This is a genomic window from Aminobacterium thunnarium, assembly GCF_055390565.1.
In genome coordinates, this window is record NZ_AP042412.1 from 1,347,780 (window position 1) to 1,365,680 (window position 17,901).

Here is a 17,901-nt window from a genome sequence, read left to right on the forward strand (position 1 = left end):
GTACAAAGAAATGTATAAAGGCGGCTGCTTATCATGAATACCAACAGGTTGAAAGGTGTATCCCTTTACGAAATTTCTCTCGGCGTACTGGCCATTCTCTCTGTCGCTTTGCTTATTATTCAGGAACGTGCGGAAATTTCTCTCGACCAAGAGCAAGTGCTCGACGGCATTGATTTTCTGATCTGGGGAATTTTTGCCAGCGACTATTTTTATCATCTCGTTTTCTCGCGCGACAGAAAAGTCTACGTCAAAAACCACATTATAGAGCTTGTAGCGATCCTTCCCTTCAACGCCCTCTTTAAAGGAATTCGAGCCTTTCGCCTCTTCAGGTTTGTGCGGATTTCCTTATCGCCTCATTCGGTGCGATTTGTAAGGCTCATTGCCTACTTTGGAAGAACACATAACTATCTTTCCCGCTTTCTCAAATATCATCACTTCCAGTACGTTCTTTTTATTACGGCCTCTGTGGTCATATTGGGGGCCGTCGCTATTCGCAACTTTGAAAACATGGATTTTTACGATGCTCTCTGGTGGTCGTTCGTTACGGCAACAACAGTCGGATATGGAGACATCGCCCCGACAACAATGGGAGGACGTATTATCGCAACGATTCTCATGTTGGTGGGCATAGGCTTTATCAGCATTCTTACAGGAACCATCGCCTCTTACTTTATCTCACCCGAACAGGAAGAAGAGCGAAATTCCAAGCAGGAATTTGTCACACTCGCCCTATCACGGCTTGAAAAATTCGACAACCTCACGCTGCCAGAGGTGCAAGATATTTGCCGTGTTCTTGTCAGTTTGAAATCTGAGGAAAGCGCGGGCGGTGAAAAATAAACGGCTTAGCGACACTATGAATACGGTGGCGTGCTGTGAAGCTGGAAAGCAGCATAGCGGCATGGTAGCGAAGTAAATCAGCGACGCCACGCGGCACGTTTTATTTTAACAGTACAGTCGAGAATGCTAGCAGCAAGGAGGAATGATGATGGAAAACTTCGAACTCATGGGGAAGTTTTACCTGGGTAAAGAGATAGATCCCGCGACAGGGAAAAAGAGTGACACGCTTGTACTCTACGATTCCAAAGACCTCACAACCCACGGAATGATCATCGGTATGACGGGAAGCGGCAAAACGGGGCTGGGCATGGCTCTTCTTGAAGAAGCCCTCATGGATAACATTCCAATTCTCGCCATCGACCCCAAAGGAGACATCACCAACCTCCTTCTCTCTTTCCCAGAGCAAAAGGGCGAAGATTTTCTTCCATGGATCAACAGAGAAGACGCCACAGCCGAGGGACTTTCTGTCTCGGACTATGCGTTAAAAGAGGCTGAAAAATGGACGAAGGGACTCGCAAGCTGGGGAATTAACGGAGCAAGAATCAGAAAGATGCGTGAATCCATCGATTTCACCATCTACACTCCAGGAAGCAATGCAGGAGTGAAAGTGAACGTGCTCGGTTCCTTCAGATGCCCTTCTGAAAAAGTGAGAAACGACCGCGACCTCTTTCTGGAGAAGGTTCAAAGCACCACAACAACGCTCCTCTCTCTTCTGAACATTGAATCTGACCCCATTTCCGGAAGGGAACACCTGCTGATTTCGAAGATATTCGAAGAAAGTTGGCAAAAAGGGCATGATATCGACCTTCCATCCATTATAAACGGCGTACAGACTCCTCCTTTCGACCATATTGGCATTATGCCTACAGACACCTTTTACCCGCCAAACGAACGTTTCAAGCTCGCCCTGGCCCTCAACCAGATTCTTGCGTCTCCCGCTTTCAATCAGTGGATGACAGGAGACCCCCTAGACATAGGTCGCTTTCTTCATACTGCGACAGGAAAACCGCGAGCATCTATTTTCACGATCTCACACCTTTCAGAGAACGAAAGGATGTTTTTTGTCTCTATGCTGCTCAACGAAATCGTAGGCTGGATGAGGAGTCAGACGGGAACGCCCAGCCTTCGGGCCATCCTCTATATAGATGAGGTGTTCGGCTATATGCCTCCAGTGAAAGAACCCGCTTCGAAGAAACCACTTTTGACGTTGTTGAAACAGGCGAGAGCCTTCGGAATTGGAGTCGTTTTAGCTACACAAAACCCCGTGGATCTGGACTACAAGGGACTTTCAAATATTGGAACGTGGTTTATCGGCCGACTTCAAACACAACGGGACAAAGACCGCGTTCTCGAAGGAATGGAACGACTCGAAAGTATATCGGGGTTCGATCGGGAATTCCTCGACAAGGCCATAACAGGGCTGAAAAAAAGAGAGTTCCTTCTCAATAACATTCATGAAAACAGCCCGTCGATCTTTACGAGCCGCTGGGCCATGTCGTATCTGCGAGGGCCCCTGTCACGGGAGCAGATTAAAACACTGATGGGAGAATGGGTACCGAGGCCGGCGGCACTGACAGAGCCAGGGCTGGAAACGTTAACGGCGGCTGAAGAAGCGCTGGTGAGACCTGCCGCGACACCGACAGAGCCAGCAGCGCCGGCAATATCACTAGCGTCAGTCAAACCAGCCATATCGCCCGATATTCCAGAATTCTTCGTTGATACTGCGACGGGGCTCGGTTCCTGGGCATATAAACCCTTTATTCTAGGAATCGGCGACATCTACTACTCCAGCACCAGCCTCGAAATCGACACTCACATAACTTACACACTGGGGGCGGAAGCACCTGGCACCTTCGACCCTGATTGGGAAAGGGGTTTCGACCTCGACATCGCTCCAGAAGAGCTACGGACAACGGCCGCTGATGGCATACCTTTTCTCGAACTCCCCAAAGCTCTGGCTGAGCCACACAATTACACTACATGGGGAAAAGCCTTTCAACGATGGATCAGACAGAACAAACCTCTCATCATCTATAAGAATCAACCTTTGAAAATAGCCAGCCTGCCTGAAGAAAGTGAAGCCGACTTTGCCATACGAATTGACGAAGCATTGCGAGAAAAAAGGGATATTGAAATCGAAAAACTACGGAAAAAATACGACAGCAAAATGGCAACTCTACAAAAGCAACTCATCGCGGCGGAACAGGCCATCGAACGAGAAAGCGAACAGGCAAAACACCGAAATATGGAGACAGTCATATCTTTCGGATCGGCTATAGCAAGCGCATTGTTCGGCAGAAAAAGCCTCACGGCGACATCCACCTATCGAATGGGATCTGCCCTTTCCAAAGCGGGACGACTCAAAAAAGAAAAGATGGATGTAGCAAGGGCTGAAGAGAGGTTCTACTTTTTACAAAATCAAATGACAGACCTTGAAGCACAACTGAACGAAGAGATGGATATTCTCACGAGAGGTATCGAGAAATATAAAGAGGCGACGCGGGAATCTCTGGTGCGCCCTAAGAATACGGACATTAACATCAAAGCCTTTGGCCTTGCGTGGATTCCGGTGAGAATTGGAGAGTGACGAAAAACGAAACGTATAGAGGCTGTGCAGGTCGGGTTCGCCCACCTGCCATTACTGCCGGCGGCTTAGAGTTCTTGCCAACGAGGAGGGAAAAGATGCCTATATTTGGGGCGACGTCAATTCTGCTCGATCAGATCGTATAACTTCACATTTCTCATTGTATTTTGCTTGCAAATTGAGCCATAAACCGGCACTAGTTCCCAACACAGTTGCTAGTTTCATTGCTACGTCTTCATGCACAGACGCTTTACCCGACAAAATCTCACTTAAATGTTTTGAAGAGATGTCCAGACGTTTCGCAAATTCATCCTGTGTAATTTCCATATCTTCAATGAGTTCTTTGAGATAAAAACCTGGGTGGAAAGCCAATATATTGTCGTATTCTATTTTGCACATATTTTTTTCTTTTCTATTACTCATAGTGAGGGATCACCTTTTTTCTAATGCTTATGTATATATATGATAACGTACAATATCTTTCATATATTTCTATCAGAACTGAAGAAGTGTAAGAGCCAACACCTCTCTAGGTTCATCAACCGCAAAATTCAGAGAAAGACACGAGGGGCGAAAGTTTCTCGGGCAAGAATTCAGATATCATGTTAGTGATGGCAAGACTCCGCCACATAGCATCGATAAAATGGGTAAAAAAGGAAGTCGTAGACATGAAGTAACTCTCTATCGCATATTAGAAAATTTAACTATATATAACTTTATTCTTTTCAGTCACAAGAAACGCTAATTGATTTTAATTCTTCAATATATTCAGGATCTATACCCCAAAATTCAGCAGCTGAAATAATTTGATTCAAGTACTTTCTACTTGGTGGAATATGAGAAGAGGAAGGTTCCTGAACCTGATAGGCATAAGCCATTATTTGTTTTCTTTCATATCCATCCATACAAACTGTTAATTCTTTTCTGATGTAACAATTCTTTTCCATATTCTTTTTCCTATTTGGATCATACCCTTCACGTTTATCAAGTGACTCTAATTCTCTTTCATCTAACTGGTATACTACGCCCCAAACTCTTGACCCCACCGATTCAACTATATCTGCAACTCCACCACCCCGTTTAGTAGATTTCCGCGTAAATGCTAGTTTGTAGTTTTCTAAAAGAGCTTTGCATAAAAAGCAAGAAGAAGGGCAACGATTTTGCATTTGTTCTTTATCCAAATTGGAGCCATACGCAAAGTAAACAATCATTTATTTACCCTCACAATTCTTTATTATTACCTCCATTTTTTTAAGGAAATTATGCCAAAGTCCTCTCTTTTCATTCCACTCAGATCTCTTTAGATCTTCGCAGTAATTTTCCAAGACTTTCCTCATCTCCCATAAAAATTTTGTTGCGTTAATTTTTTTTCCCTCAACGGATATTAATTCGCCGTCACGACAAATCTTCCATCCGTCCGTTGTTTCTGCTTGGTGTAAAATGCCACATCGCACTCCTTCATAAAAACTTTCACGAAGACAATCATTGTTAAGCTGAAAGTCTTTGTTTTCTTTAAAGAAATCTAGAAAGACATCTCTAGTCTGCCCCCTAGTATCTGGCAATCCTTTTCGAAAACTTTGAAGGGCTTCGATCATCAAACAACAAATTGCCATAGTACAAAAACCATGTTTTAGAGGACGATATTTATTTAATAAGAAGTCGCTTTTGCAATCGCTTTTGCAATCGTTTTTGAAGTCTTCGTTCATTTCCATATCCATTGGAATAATAAACCGTTCCATAAAACGATTCCTAATAAAACTAACAAGTTTATCTTTATTTCGCTCATTATAGTGATCTATAAACTCTTTAATTGTACAATTTTTAGCTAAACTTATTGGATACAAGTCTTTCGAAACATTGTCAAAAAGCCTTTTTTCTACCACAACCTCACTAATTGAATCTTTGCTCATTTCATGTTCCCCCTTTCAACTATGGCTATTTCTTCAGAAGTAAGATCGTAGAGCTGATAAACAAGCTGATCAATTTGTTTTTCCAAAAGACTTACATCTGAATTGGAGTCCCGTTCTTTGTGTGTCAATATTTGAATAAATAAAACTTCAATTTCATCAATGACTTGAATATTTTTAGCTGTTCGTGGGGGAACTGGTAGAAGATCAAGAGCCTGTACGCTAACAATAACATCCCCTGTTCCTGTTTTAGGAGCTTTATTAAACAATAACTGGTTTCCAAGTGTACTATTAATATAAGCGCAGAGAAATTTTAAATTAGAACCAGTCATAATACATGCACTATCTTGTGCATATATGTTGTTAACATCATAACCAAACCGCAACACGGAACCAATCCTTTTCCACACAATCTTTTCTTTTTCAAATTCTGGATAGTAAGCACAAGCGCGCAAATTCCACCAATTTTTACCTTGATCATCACGTTTACGAGCTTTTTCTTCAAATCCTAAAAGGTGATTGAAAATTGCAGGATATAAGTTAGGTACATCTATATCAAAGTCTGTAGCTATTAGCCATTTCCCGGCCCATTCATAACTATACCGTTTAATATCTCTTCCCCTTAATATCGGCTTTAGTATTTCTGCACTCTTGGAATCTTCTGCAACAAGCCGATCACGGGTAGCCGTATCGATAATAAAAGCTTCGTTAAGACCAGTTTTTATGCCATAGTTAATTTTTACATCCCATTCCTTTAAAGGTGTACCTAATCTTTCAATTTTTTCTCTTAGCTTTAGCTCTGCGTTACTACCTATAAACCATGTATCCTCGCTAAGGTTCTTTAACGTCACACCATTTCTTTGTAAAGCTGACAAAATATTAAGATGTGAGTTATCTTTACAGGAAAGAGTTACTGCTTGCAAACAATTTTTATTTTCACCTTTTTGAATCACCAAAATATTTGTATCTACTGTTGCCGATTTAAAAATATCCGGACCCAAATCTATTAATTGCAACGGGTTGTATTCTCCCAAAAATCGTCGGATTTTTTCCCCATAGGCAGCACGCATCCATTTGTTGGAAGTGATAAAAACCAGGTGTCCCCTTTTTTTAAGTATATCCATACCTTTTTCATAGAAAAGACAGTATATGTCACCATTGGAATCATGAACTTCAAAGTTTTGATTTTTATAGGCTTTTTGTAACGAGTTACCTCGTAATTTTTGGAGTTGAATATAAGGAGGGTTGGCAATTACAACATCAAATCCTCCGTTTCGACTAAAGATTTCAGAGAAATTAATTTTATAATCCATTGTAACTAGATAGCCAAGGCTTCGAGGAGTATTTTTAAAGAGCCCCAAGATACCTTCATCTATTTGATTGCGTAATTCCTGTTTTTTCCTCGGGTCAACTTCACCAAAAAATTGTTCTTTTAGCTTTTCTACTTTTTCAAGTCCTATTGGTGTGTATGGATAGGCTAATAAAGAATCCCCACAAACAATCTTATAGTCAAGGTTAGGAAGAGGTTTGATATCATCCATATTATCCTCATCCACAATGAGAGAGAGCCAGAGACGCAATTTAGCTATCTCAACGGCGCCTGGATCAATGTCTACGCCATAGAGAGAATGTTCAATACAGCGGCGCTTGAAGTTGTATTTTGTGCGAGAGCCTTCTTGAATGAACGTAGAGAGTACATTTCGTGTTCTAACAATCTCATTCATCATTCCAACAGGAAAAGCTCCTGAACCCACCGCTGGATCACACACTGTAATATCCGCAAGTTTTTGATCGATCAGGTCAGCGTTATCACGAATAATTTGGGGAATTTTATATGAGTAAGTGCGCGTTTCTCTACCTTCATTCACAACACGAGCTTCATTTTCCGTAACCTGTTCACCAATATAAATAAGGGTTTCAATCTCCTCTTTGTTTATTTGAGGCATTACGACTCCATCAACATTTAAATCCAATTGCTGGTTTCCCAAAGCATTCATCTGGGTTCCGCGTATTTCTTGACTAGAAGAATTATTTTCGTTCAATTCTGTATAAAGATAATTAATGAGACTTTGTTGGCACATGTAATGGACAATTTCACGAGGTGTATAATAGACACCAAACTTTTTATTAAACTTAGATTCTTCACCCTTTTTGCCGTTATCCAATGTTTTTCTGAACTCATCAAAGTTATCTGGCCGAATAGCATTAAATTTTTCATAAGTCTTACCCAATAATTCCGGATCAATAGCTACTTCTTTTTCTAATGGCTCATCTTCTCTAACTGTAAAGTTAAAGCGATCGAAGATATCTAAAATGCCATTACCAATGTCTCCTTCCCTCGTTACATTGTCGTTTGAAAAAAGTGCATTTGAGAGTTTTATATCAACATGTATCCAGTCATAACCACCTATAGGGTCAAATAAACCGCCATTAAGAAAGGGAATTTTACAATTAAAATTGCTATAATAATCATCAGAGTGTCCTCGATCGATACGCAATGCTTCATAGAAAAGAGGTTCTAATATTTCATTAAAAAAGTTTTCATAGTTCCCATGTTTTTTATTAAATAATTCGCGCAGAAAGTGTTTCGAACCAGTTCCCCAGTTTTCATCCCGAGGAACTCCGAACCATCCTTTTTTTTGCAAGAAATATAAAAAAGTAATTTGGCCTAGCAATTTTTTTGCAAAATTTACTGTATCAATGCCATGAGCTTCAAAATTTGATTCAACTTGCTCTTCTTCTCTTACAACTCGATCAAGTTCTTCTTTCGTTCGAATAAAAAGATCACGATATTTAATAAAAAATTCTTCTGTTACTGTCTCTATATCAAAAGCGTTTTCCAACTCTTGAAGAGTGGCATTATGTTCATCATCATCTAATATATCTATAAGTCTGCTCTGTATTGTATGACTTTTTTCATTAGCACCTACAAGGAATGACCAACGTTTGGCTGGAGTAATTTCCTCTTTTATCCTTATGCTTCCAGAAAGTGTTTGTTCAAATTTATAATCCATCTTTACCAAAGAAAAGCGCCAATCTTCTTCGTCTGGAGAAACGTAGGCAACTAAGGCTGCATCTTTTAGGCTGTCACCTCTGCTTCCGTTCAGATACCACGCAATAAAATTACGTTGCATTGTCCTAGCGCGTTCTAAGGAAGTATCTTTCTTTAAAGTAACAACAAGAATGTCGATACTATGTTTTCCATCACTATATTTGCCTATTCGTTCAAATTTTTTGATGTATTGTTTATAGGCGTCAGGAATATAATTACCTTGATAAGTAAAAGGAGCTTCCTCTATTCTATTTAGAAGATTTTTGATAAAAACTATAAAATTATCTTTGTTAAACGCATTTTCAAACGTTGTTTTTAGAATTTCTCGAGCTTGTTCGTTATTCACGTTTATTCACCTGCCAAGTATAAAGACAATATTACTTCCCGTTTCCCCAGAACAGTAGATTTATCTTCTGCATAATGACTCTCAAGCAATCGTTCAGAAATATTAGACTGAAGTACCGCCAAAACTTTAAATGGATTTAGGCTTTCGTTTTTCAGATTCTGTAATGCCTTCCATGTATTTTTTATAGTTTGTTTAGGTAAGCCACCTTCTGCTAATTGTGTAATTATTCTTGCAATGTAAGCTTCTTGATCTTCAGTAAATCTTTGAGTACTATGCAACGTCGCTTTTAATACTTGAATAATTTTAGTTGAATTATCTCTTCCCCTGCTCTGTGGCTTAATAACCTCATCTGTTGTAGCTGCAACAAAAGCAGTTTTGTTTTTATCTAGCAAATCATAAATATCACGTGGAATATCCTTCTTTTTTTCATCTGGAGTGCTTTCTAACAATTTAGCTGCTGCCATAAAATCTAATTCCCTAGCTTCTTCTTTATCTCGAGAAACAAAAAATTTCTGCAATTTTCCTCGACAAAAATAAGTTATAAGAGATCTATCAAATTCGGCATTTCGCTTTGCAGTGCGAGCTTTTTTAGGCAGGTGCTTTATCTTTTCAAAAAGGTCAGGGGATCCTTCTCTGATTTCGCGAATAACTTGCAGATATTTAAGTTCACTTTCTTCATTTTCCTCTTCGCCCTCCAAAGTTTTCGACGAGGTTAAGCGGTCAAACAACTCATGGGATCCTACAGGCTCACCTTCAGTTAAAAGTTCTGCATCACCGCCAAGGAGTGTCAAGAAAGCATTAATTTTGCCTTCCGCAGCTTCTTTGAGCTTGATTTGGTCGTTAGATTGCGTTGTAGGGAAAAAATTAAAAGTGTAGATAGAGTTAAAGGGGGTATCAACCCTATTAATTCGGCCAACTCTCTGCATCATTCGCGTTGGATTCCAAGGAATATCATAATTAATAACAACGTTCGACCTATGTAAATTGACACCCTCAGAGAGGACCTCTGTCGATATCAATATACGATAATCATCTTTTCTAACACGGGCACGAGCGTCAAAATTCGCTATTACTTTATCTCGAACGTTTTCCCCAGAATCACCGGTAAATAAAAGAATTTCTCCAGAATATTCTTCATTAAGATTTTCATACAGATAGTTAGCTGTTTCTTTAGATTCTGTGAAAATGATAAGATGGTTTTTTTGCAAAACTTTATTTGTTGATAATTCTTCTTTAAATTTCAAAAGCTTCGGATCTCTATCTATCTGTTCCCACAATTTTTTAATTCTTATAAGAATATCGCGATCATGCTCTAAATCTACTGTAAGTTGCTCGCTAAACATTTTACTGTCGTATTCATCTGCCTTGCCTTCATCGATCAATTTCTGGATAGCTATATCATCGTCTTTTTCTAATAGCTCAAAAATCTTGTTTATATGTTTTTTGCTAACAAATACATGACCATTGTTTAACTCTCTCAAGAACATCTCATAAGAATCAAGAAACCGCTGTCCAGTATTTCGAAAAGCAAAAAAGCTACTTTCCAAACGTTTAACTAGAAGAATTTTCATAAAACGTCCCATATTACGCTGAGATTGCTTCTCTAGATGACTAAGTTTACCTTTGTAATAAAGTAAGGGCATATATCGAGCGTATCTAAATTGATTGGCAATCAGATTTATAGTTTCATTAAAGACTTTGTCTTCTTTCTCGTCAAGTTCATAAAAGAGAGGCTCCGGCTTGGACACTTTAGGGAATTTCAGCCCTTGTTGTTCTATATCCCGAGGGAAGTAATTTACTATTTCTGTTCGTGTACGACGAACCATGAGATACTTCAAAACTTTGTCTCGTATTTCCCGAGCATTCTCTTTTACTGTTTCTATATATTCGTCATAATCTTCTTTTCGATCCAATTTTTTCAATTTCTTATCAAGATTATTAAAGAATGCTTCCAAATCAGGTACGTTTGGAATCGTACTTTTCTTTGTTTTCTGAAATAGCTTTAGTAAGCTGAGTATGTCTTTAGGAGAATTATTGTAAGGGGTTGCTGTAACTAAAATAACTCTTTTTCCTCGGCAAATTTCGGCAAGTTTTTCATATGTCGGAGTTGCCTCAGTTCTAAAACGATGAGCCTCATCTATAATAATATTTGTATATTTATCTGTACCTCTCTTAAGCAAATCGTCTAGTTTCCCTATCGATTCGTAATCGGCAGATACCTTAAAATCAGAAAAGACATTGGGCCACGACCCAGGGTTGGATTTTTCTATAAGTACAGGAGGGGCAATAACAAGAGTTCTGCCATCTAATTGCCCTGCAAGCATGGCAGAAATATATGTTTTACCAAGACCTACTACATCGGAGATAAAAACGCCTCCATATTGCAACAAAATTTTTTTGGCATTCAAAACAGCTTGCTCTTGGTATTCGAGTCTTTTAAATCCTTCTGGTATATACTTCACAAAGACTTCGTCAGTTTGATTGAGTTCATCTTTAAAATATTCGTAAAGAAACTTTAGATACAATTGATAAGGTGTAATGTTTTTAGTCAACCACGTTTTATTTTGAACAGTTTGAACATATTTTTCGCTGACATCAACAGAATCAGCCCATAATTGATCAAACTTGTTTTTCGCAAAATCGTAATCGCTTCTGTTTTTGAGTTCTATGTTAAATTCTAAATTATCGACTAATCCTGCTTGTGTGAAGTTACTCGAACCTGTAATTACACGTCCCGTATCCCTATCGTCTTCTTTGAATGTCATTATATAGAGTTTTGCATGGATATTTTGTGATGGGTATGCTCTAATCTCAAGTTGCCCTGTCTTAATCCACTCTATAAATTTATATACTCCCTCTTCTACATTTCTATTATCTTGACATTCGTTCATTTCTTTTTGTACGAGATTTTCAAATTTTTGTTTTGTTTCAGCGTGTGAGAAATTTAATAATCGTTGTGTTGATTTATTCGCTTCTTCCATCATGTCAAAAGCTTGCCTATTTGTATTGATACCGATCAGAATTCTTATTTTCTGCGTACTTTCCAAAGAAGGATAAATTGCATAAAAACCACTTGAATAAAAGTAGCCAACTAAGCAATCGAAGAAATCTGTACTTTTAATCAACGTTTTAAATCGCTCTTTTAAGCTTTGATCCTTTTCATTTGTTATAAAAGAAAGGTCAGAATCCATTCCTACTCCCCTCTGTTTTCGTAAATATATAAAATAAAAAAAAGAAAGTATGTTGTTCAGATTAAGGAAAAACATACTTAGAAATAAATTTTCTCAAACTTAGAAGTGATGTTAATAACTACATAAATTTATTACACTATTAAAACAGATAAAATTGTATCACCTTTTTGCATATAGAACTGGTCCTGAATATAAAATCCCTAAAAACATCAGGCCCTTTAATCTTATATTGCTTTATTAAATATAATTTAATTTTTCGGTATCGTTTATACAACATCATTGTGGCACAAAACCATGCAATATTAATGAAAGTTGCTATACAAAATAGATCTTTACACCAAACTCGCATCCGATTAAAAAACAGCAAAAAACGTTAGATTTTCAAATTATCTAGAGTTTCCTTGCTTATTTGTTTAAATTAACTTAATATTTTAAGTGAAAGATACATTTTCCTAATGCAGTTTATTTTAAGGAAGGCGATTCATATGGGGAGATCGTATTGGTTAGATTCATTTACTGGAAAAACTTGGGAAGAGTTTCTTAAGGCCGGGGCTAACGTCTCTGGTTTCAGAGAAACACGTAAAACAACATGCAAAAGGGTCAAAGCTGGAGATTACTTTATCTGCTATATAACTGGCGTCCAAAGATTTATTGGAGTTTTGGAAGTAATGTCAGAGGTTTTTATTGACAATAAACCTATATGGGAAAATCAACTATTCCCCGTTCGATTCAATGTCAAAGTAGTTCATAAACTTACTCCCGAAGCGGCTGTTCCACGTAACTTAATAGAGCATCTCAATTACGAAAAGCTGACGTCATCAAGTGCCTGGGGTGGATTCCTTAGAGGTTCACCACAAAAATTTCATCCGCACGATGGCGAATTAATAATCAAAGAAATCATTAAAGCAAAGGATAATCCTGTATCTAGGGATTTTGATAAAAAGAAATATTTTAGAACACCTAAAACATATGAAACAAAGAACGGTATTGTAACTATTCCAGAAACAGAAAACAATGAAGAGACTCATTCGCCCGAGTTGAAGAATATTCAAAAACCTGAGGGAAACACCGTTACCCACGAACAAATTCAATGGTTGCTTCTTGAGATTGGTTCTAGGCTTGGTTTAGATGTGTGGGTAGCACGAAATGATAAAAACAAAGAGTTCAACGGAAAACTCTTTAAGGATATAAAAGGTATGCGAACCGAGTTGCCTAATCAGTTTGATGATGCCACCAATAGAACAATTCAGCTAATTGATGTTCTATGGCTTCAAGGAGATTCTATTGAGGCTGCTTTTGAAGTGGAACATACAACGTCCATTTATTCAGGCTTGCTGAGAATGTCAGATCTTATATGCATGCAACCTAATATCAATATAAAGCTTTTTTTGGTCGCGCCAGATGAAAGGCAAGATAAGGTTTTCGAGGAAATCATGAGGCCTACTTTTGCAAAATTGAAGAAACCGCTCCCGAAAATATGCAAATTTATTCCTTATTCCACATTGAAAGAAACATTTGATAAGCATAAAAGCATGCTTGACGTTATGAAACCAAATTTTATACAAAAAATTGCTATAAGCTGTGAAGGAGACGAAATTTAGTTAAAAATAAGGGAAGGAATCATTATAGTTACTTCCATTTTTAAAATTTCGAGTTATAAATATAGTAAAATTTTGGCTTTAACTTAAATTAGCTTCCTCTCATGTCAGAACCACAGCTTCTCTATTAATGGCAAGAATACAGTAAGTTATGTCTCATTTTAGTGCGTATTAGAACGTACTAAAATAGATTGCAACCTATCGACACGTACTGATATACATGTCAACTTTGATTGCCCCTTCGAAGGAGCCATTGACCCTGAAGCCGTAATAAAGATTTTAGATACCGTTTTTGAAATAGGAGTGGACGGCGTTACACTTGCCGACACTATCGGAACCGCAGATCCATCAAAAATCAACAACACACTTTCAAGGGAAGCCCCTACTAGCTTTTTAATACGTATTGACAATACGTATTAAAAAGCTACAATAGAAACATCAAAAAGGGGGCTGTGGATTGGGTCGTACGATATCGTCAAGAGAAATCATTGCCATGCTGAAAGCAAAAGGATGGGAGAAAGTTGCTTCCATTGGAGATCACGTCCAATTTAAACACCCTCATAAAAAAGGAAAAGTTACGGTAAAACATCCAGAAAAAGATATTTCAGGAGCCTTACTAAAAAGCATTGAGAAACAAGCAGGGATACGACTCAAGTAACGATTCCTGCCCCAGAGGAGGAATATGACAATGGCAGACCGCTATATTTACCCAGCACTTTTTCACTATGAAGAAAACCAAGTGGGAGTAACATTTCCCGATTTGCCTGGCTGTGTTACGGTAGGCAAAGATGAAACAAATGCTATCAAATGCGCAAAAGAAGCGTTGGGACTACATCTCTACGGCATGGAAGTTGATGGCGAATCAATTCCCGCTCCGTCATCTATTAAAAGTTTGCCACAGAAAAAAGGAACAATCTGCGTACTTGTTGATGTTTGGATGCCACTCATTCGCGCATCTGTAAAAGAATACAGCGTAAAAAAGACGCTTACAATACCTGCATGGATGGATCGTGCCGCCAAAGAAGCGGGAATAAAAAATTATAGTTTGATGCTTCAAGTTGCAATCGCACAAGAACTCGGTATAGATATTAAAGCTGAAACCCCATCTTCACATCCTGATCCCACTGCTGCATGATTAAAACAAATGCACGCCGCCGCTACTTCCCAACAGGAAGGCGCTGCTGCACATTTTTGCGTGTTCTGAAATCCCGGGCCTTAATAAACAGGGGCTGCGCCATTTCCGTCAATCGCGAAACGATCCGCGCGCCCCTTTCTCCCAACATCTTTTCAAGCTGCGACATAGAGCACGCATTTGTTGTTATGACTGTCTGCTTCCCCGACCTGTATCGCGCGTCAATAACAGAAAAAAGCCGCTCACTCACCCAACTCGTCGATCTCTGCGCCCCCAAATCGTCGAGAGCCACGCAATCCGCCTCCTTCACTGCCTCTTGAATCGCGTCTGCGGTTCCTTCATCGTAGCCTGACCGAATTTCGTCGAGCAAATCCACCACCGGCACGAATAAGGCATCTCTGCCCCGACTCACAGCTTCTTGCACCATGGCGATGGCAAGATGGGTCTTCCCCACACCTGTTCCTCCACCCAGAATTATGGAGGCGCCGTCTTCCACACTCGCCATTGCCAGCCCTTTCGCCGTTCTGATCATGGGGTCTCCGGTCGTTATGAAGGTGTCGAAAGTACAACGTTTCATGGCTTTTGGAATCTTGCTCGCCCGAATAAGCCGTTCCATTTTCCGCTGCCGACTCTTTCTCTCGCGGTTCACACACTTTCCCAACTCGGCCACAATTATTTTCCGTCCGAAGATTTTTTTCGCTGAAACTAACCATCGGAGCCCTTTGTATTTGCACAGTGCGATTCCCGGACACGTGGCACAGAATCGTTGCTGCTCTTCAGCCTGTATGAAATCTCCCATGGAACCGTATAAATCCGATTCCGTTATTGATGGATTTTTGAAAAGTCGCCGCACGTACGAGAGAACCCCGTTTGTCATGACAACTCACCTCCGTATTTTTCAAGCAGAGCCTTCTGCTGACTGGCCTCCCACTCTTTTAAATCAGACGTTCGCTGTTTTTCGTATGGGTCGTCAGATCTCAAAGCCCTTTGCGTTTCAGATCGGCCCCTCCGCCCCGAAGTCTGATATTTCAAGCTTTCGTAAATGTATTCGAGTGTGAGCATGTGCAGCGGACGTTTCCTTTTTTCGTATCGCGACACAGCCTTTGCGATCTCATGGTTCACCCGTGCAGGGACATGAATTTTTTCGAGGGCTCTGATTGCGGAAAGTTCCCGTAGAGTGATTTTCTTTCTTCCAGTCTTAAGCAAGAAATACTCTACCGTCGCGCGCATTGCTTGAGGAACCGCTTTTAAGGCCGTTTCTAAGTCCGCTTCCAAGTCTGCTCCCACGTCTGTTTGTTTCAAGCGTGCTTTCGCGGGTTCCTCCCGCTTCTCTGAAAGAGAAGTATCTAGTTCAAGTGATTCTAGTTCCGCTACTTCGTTTGCTGCATCCCCCTGGTGCACGTCGTGCATCCTTGCAGACGATGCGCCCCCAGCTCGGTGGCCGATAAGGATATATTCCGAAGAAAGCTGGCGCTTATTTTTGTACCGAGGATTCCGCCTCAGGTGTTTTTTAGATTGCAACCGTTTCAGGCTCTCTTGAGTGGAGCGAACAGAGCACCCCGCATATGCGGCAATTTTTGCCACTTTGGGAAAACATTTTCTCTCGCCTACGGATGCGAAACTGCAAAGAACGGCGTAGACGGTTTTGTCGATAGGAGAAAGATCTTTGTCACGAATGACGCAGAGGTCTACGCATGTCCACCAAAAATCACGAGTGTCGTTTAGAAGTGTTTGGTCTGTCATGTAACTTCCCCTCTTTCTGATATAAAAAATAGACTCCCTCTACCTATATAAGTGTGCTCGTGACGCTGAAAAAACAAAAAGTGAAAAATTTTTGAAGTTTTTGGGGTGAAAAAAATCTAACCGTGAAAGGGGTGACTCTATTTGGAGTTTTCGGGATGAGCGCTTAACTGGCACTCCATTCTTGAAAGTAGTATCATGATATTAGAATGTTTTGCGAACCTCTCTTCTCGGGAATTCTCATGTTTCACCGCTGCCAACGCATGAAAATGGGCACCCCTTCGCGAAAAAACACATTTGACATAGGAGAATAGACACATGGGTAAATACAACTTTGATCACGTAATAGAACGTAGAGGTACAGCTTGTCAAAAATGGGATAATCTCGGCAAGGTTTTCGGTGATCCTGATATTCTAGCTCTTTGGAAAGCCGACATGGATTTTAAAGCCCCACCTGAAGTGATTGAACGCCTGAAAAAAAGACTCGATCACGGAATTTTCGGATACCCTAACAGACCTGATGATTTTTATGATGCCATTATTTCTTGGATGTCTCGCCGCCATGGTTGGGATATCAAAAAGGAATGGATTTGCCACTCTCCAGGCGTTACTCCCTCTCTTGTCTTTTCTATGCTTGCCATGACAAGACCAGGCGATCGGGTTGTTATCCAATCACCAATCTACGCCCCTTTCTATCACATCATCGAAGAAAATGGCCGAAGGATAACAGATAATCCTCTCGTTCTCGACAACGGGCGCTTTTTCATGAATCTCGATGATCTGAAAGCTAAGCTGAATTCCAGGGTAAAAATGCTTTTTCTCTGCAACCCTCACAATCCTTCAGGGCGAGTATGGCAAAAGAGAGAGCTCGAGGAAATAGCTGAAATATGCCTTAAAAATAACATCACTATAGTATCTGACGATGTTCATTCAGACATTGTATACGAAGGCAATAAGCATATTCCAATAGCAAGCATCTCACGAGATATAGAAGAAAGAACCATAACAAGTTTTTCACCCAGTAAGACGTTTAACCTTGCCGGCTTCCGTTCTGCTGTGGTCGTAATTCCCAATAAAGATCTTAGAGATAGATACAACGACCTTATCTCTGGAATGCACCTTGCCGGGGTTACAGTCTTTGGAGCAGAAGCCATTGCCGCCGCCTATTCAACTGGGGAAGAATGGCTAGAAGAACTAATTGAGTATCTCAGCGGAAATTTACGTTTCGTCGGAGAGTTTCTTAGAGAAAATATTCCCGCTATTAAACTAATCAAACCGGAAGGGACATATGTTCCCCTTATCGATTTCAGGGAACTGGGATTATCTTCAGAGGAACTTCAGAAATTTCTTGTTCATAAAGCTGGCGTTGGAATGAACAACGGAGCAGAATTCGGCAAAGTAACAGAGGGGTTTGCCAGAATGACCATAGCGGCTCCCAGATCCACAATCACCGAAGGACTCAACAGAATTAAAACAGCCATTGAAAATAGATAGAGGAGATTATATTGATAAAA

General features: G+C 40.0%; 14 protein-coding genes. 7 read left to right on the forward strand and 7 right to left on the reverse strand.

Annotated elements, in window-relative coordinates:
• The first annotated feature begins 33 nt into the window (after positions 1-33).
• Entirely contained in the window at positions 34-837 is an 804-nt protein-coding gene (locus ACZ5GY_RS06745; protein WP_464111684.1) for a potassium channel family protein, read from the forward strand.
• Between the two features lie 148 nt (positions 838-985).
• Positions 986-3,424 carry an ATP-binding protein gene (locus tag ACZ5GY_RS06750; protein ID WP_464111685.1) on the forward strand — a complete coding sequence of 813 codons (2,439 nt, stop codon included), beginning with the start codon at positions 986-988 and terminating at the stop codon, positions 3,422-3,424.
• Between the two features lie 99 nt (positions 3,425-3,523).
• Here ACZ5GY_RS06750 and ACZ5GY_RS06755 read toward each other — a convergent pair whose 3' ends face one another.
• From ACZ5GY_RS06755 to ACZ5GY_RS06775, 5 genes are all read right to left on the reverse strand, one after another.
• Positions 3,524-3,844, reverse strand: coding sequence for a HigA family addiction module antitoxin (locus ACZ5GY_RS06755; RefSeq protein WP_213699505.1), 321 nt, complete (start codon positions 3,842-3,844; stop codon positions 3,524-3,526).
• A 302-nt stretch (positions 3,845-4,146) separates the two neighbouring features.
• Entirely contained in the window at positions 4,147-4,632 is a 486-nt protein-coding gene (locus ACZ5GY_RS06760) for a gamma-glutamylcyclotransferase family protein (RefSeq protein WP_464111686.1), read from the reverse strand.
• Positions 4,633-5,331 carry a hypothetical protein gene (locus ACZ5GY_RS06765; protein WP_213692053.1) on the reverse strand — a complete coding sequence of 233 codons (699 nt, stop codon included), beginning with the start codon at positions 5,329-5,331 and terminating at the stop codon, positions 4,633-4,635.
• Positions 5,328-8,726: an Eco57I restriction-modification methylase domain-containing protein gene (locus tag ACZ5GY_RS06770; RefSeq protein WP_464111687.1), complete on the reverse strand. Its 3,399-nt coding sequence runs from the start codon at positions 8,724-8,726 to the stop codon at positions 5,328-5,330. The genes ACZ5GY_RS06765 and ACZ5GY_RS06770 overlap by 4 nt, the downstream gene beginning before the upstream one ends.
• Before the next feature lie 2 nt (positions 8,727-8,728).
• On the reverse strand, positions 8,729-11,917 hold the full coding sequence (locus tag ACZ5GY_RS06775; RefSeq protein ID WP_464111688.1) for a helicase-related protein: 3,189 nt from the start codon (positions 11,915-11,917) through the stop codon (positions 8,729-8,731).
• 485 nt (positions 11,918-12,402) lie between these two features.
• On the opposite strand from ACZ5GY_RS06775, the gene ACZ5GY_RS06780 reads away from it, so the two are divergent.
• From ACZ5GY_RS06780 to ACZ5GY_RS06795, 4 genes are all read left to right on the forward strand, one after another.
• On the forward strand, positions 12,403-13,518 hold the full coding sequence (locus ACZ5GY_RS06780; RefSeq protein ID WP_464111689.1) for an EVE domain-containing protein: 1,116 nt from the start codon (positions 12,403-12,405) through the stop codon (positions 13,516-13,518).
• A 213-nt stretch (positions 13,519-13,731) separates the two neighbouring features.
• On the forward strand, positions 13,732-13,935 hold the full coding sequence (locus ACZ5GY_RS06785) for a hypothetical protein (RefSeq protein ID WP_323401683.1): 204 nt from the start codon (positions 13,732-13,734) through the stop codon (positions 13,933-13,935).
• Between the two features lie 37 nt (positions 13,936-13,972).
• Entirely contained in the window at positions 13,973-14,173 is a 201-nt protein-coding gene (locus tag ACZ5GY_RS06790; protein WP_323401662.1) for a type II toxin-antitoxin system HicA family toxin, read from the forward strand.
• Positions 14,174-14,203: 30 nt separating this feature from the next.
• Entirely contained in the window at positions 14,204-14,650 is a 447-nt protein-coding gene (locus ACZ5GY_RS06795) for a type II toxin-antitoxin system HicB family antitoxin (protein ID WP_213699520.1), read from the forward strand.
• Positions 14,651-14,672: 22 nt separating this feature from the next.
• Here ACZ5GY_RS06795 and ACZ5GY_RS06800 read toward each other — a convergent pair whose 3' ends face one another.
• Complete coding sequence (locus tag ACZ5GY_RS06800) at positions 14,673-15,524, reverse strand: ATP-binding protein (RefSeq protein WP_464111690.1); 852 nt, start codon at positions 15,522-15,524, stop codon at positions 14,673-14,675.
• Positions 15,521-16,390: a helix-turn-helix domain-containing protein gene (locus tag ACZ5GY_RS06805; protein WP_464111691.1), complete on the reverse strand. Its 870-nt coding sequence runs from the start codon at positions 16,388-16,390 to the stop codon at positions 15,521-15,523. Before ACZ5GY_RS06805 ends, ACZ5GY_RS06800 begins: the two co-directional genes overlap by 4 nt.
• A gap of 315 nt (positions 16,391-16,705) precedes the next feature.
• On the opposite strand from ACZ5GY_RS06805, the gene ACZ5GY_RS06810 reads away from it, so the two are divergent.
• Positions 16,706-17,881: a MalY/PatB family protein gene (locus ACZ5GY_RS06810; RefSeq protein WP_464111692.1), complete on the forward strand. Its 1,176-nt coding sequence runs from the start codon at positions 16,706-16,708 to the stop codon at positions 17,879-17,881.
• The last annotated feature ends 20 nt before the right edge of the window (positions 17,882-17,901 follow it).

Excerpts from the sequence above, each read along its gene's own strand:
- ACZ5GY_RS06745 (WP_464111684.1), top strand. The coding sequence starts at position 34 with ATGAATACCAACAGGTTGAAAGGTGTATCCCTTTACGAAATTTCTCTC.
- ACZ5GY_RS06750 (WP_464111685.1), top strand. The coding sequence starts at position 986 with ATGGAAAACTTCGAACTCATGGGGAAGTTTTACCTGGGTAAAGAGATA.
- ACZ5GY_RS06755 (WP_213699505.1), bottom strand. The coding sequence starts at position 3,844 with ATGAGTAATAGAAAAGAAAAAAATATGTGCAAAATAGAATACGACAAT.
- ACZ5GY_RS06760 (WP_464111686.1), bottom strand. The coding sequence starts at position 4,632 with ATGATTGTTTACTTTGCGTATGGCTCCAATTTGGATAAAGAACAAATG.
- ACZ5GY_RS06765 (WP_213692053.1), bottom strand. The coding sequence starts at position 5,331 with ATGAGCAAAGATTCAATTAGTGAGGTTGTGGTAGAAAAAAGGCTTTTT.
- ACZ5GY_RS06775 (WP_464111688.1), bottom strand. The coding sequence starts at position 11,917 with ATGGATTCTGACCTTTCTTTTATAACAAATGAAAAGGATCAAAGCTTA.
- ACZ5GY_RS06780 (WP_464111689.1), top strand. The coding sequence starts at position 12,403 with ATGGGGAGATCGTATTGGTTAGATTCATTTACTGGAAAAACTTGGGAA.
- ACZ5GY_RS06795 (WP_213699520.1), top strand. The coding sequence starts at position 14,204 with ATGGCAGACCGCTATATTTACCCAGCACTTTTTCACTATGAAGAAAAC.
- ACZ5GY_RS06800 (WP_464111690.1), bottom strand. The coding sequence starts at position 15,524 with ATGACAAACGGGGTTCTCTCGTACGTGCGGCGACTTTTCAAAAATCCA.
- ACZ5GY_RS06805 (WP_464111691.1), bottom strand. The coding sequence starts at position 16,390 with ATGACAGACCAAACACTTCTAAACGACACTCGTGATTTTTGGTGGACA.
- ACZ5GY_RS06810 (WP_464111692.1), top strand. The coding sequence starts at position 16,706 with ATGGGTAAATACAACTTTGATCACGTAATAGAACGTAGAGGTACAGCT.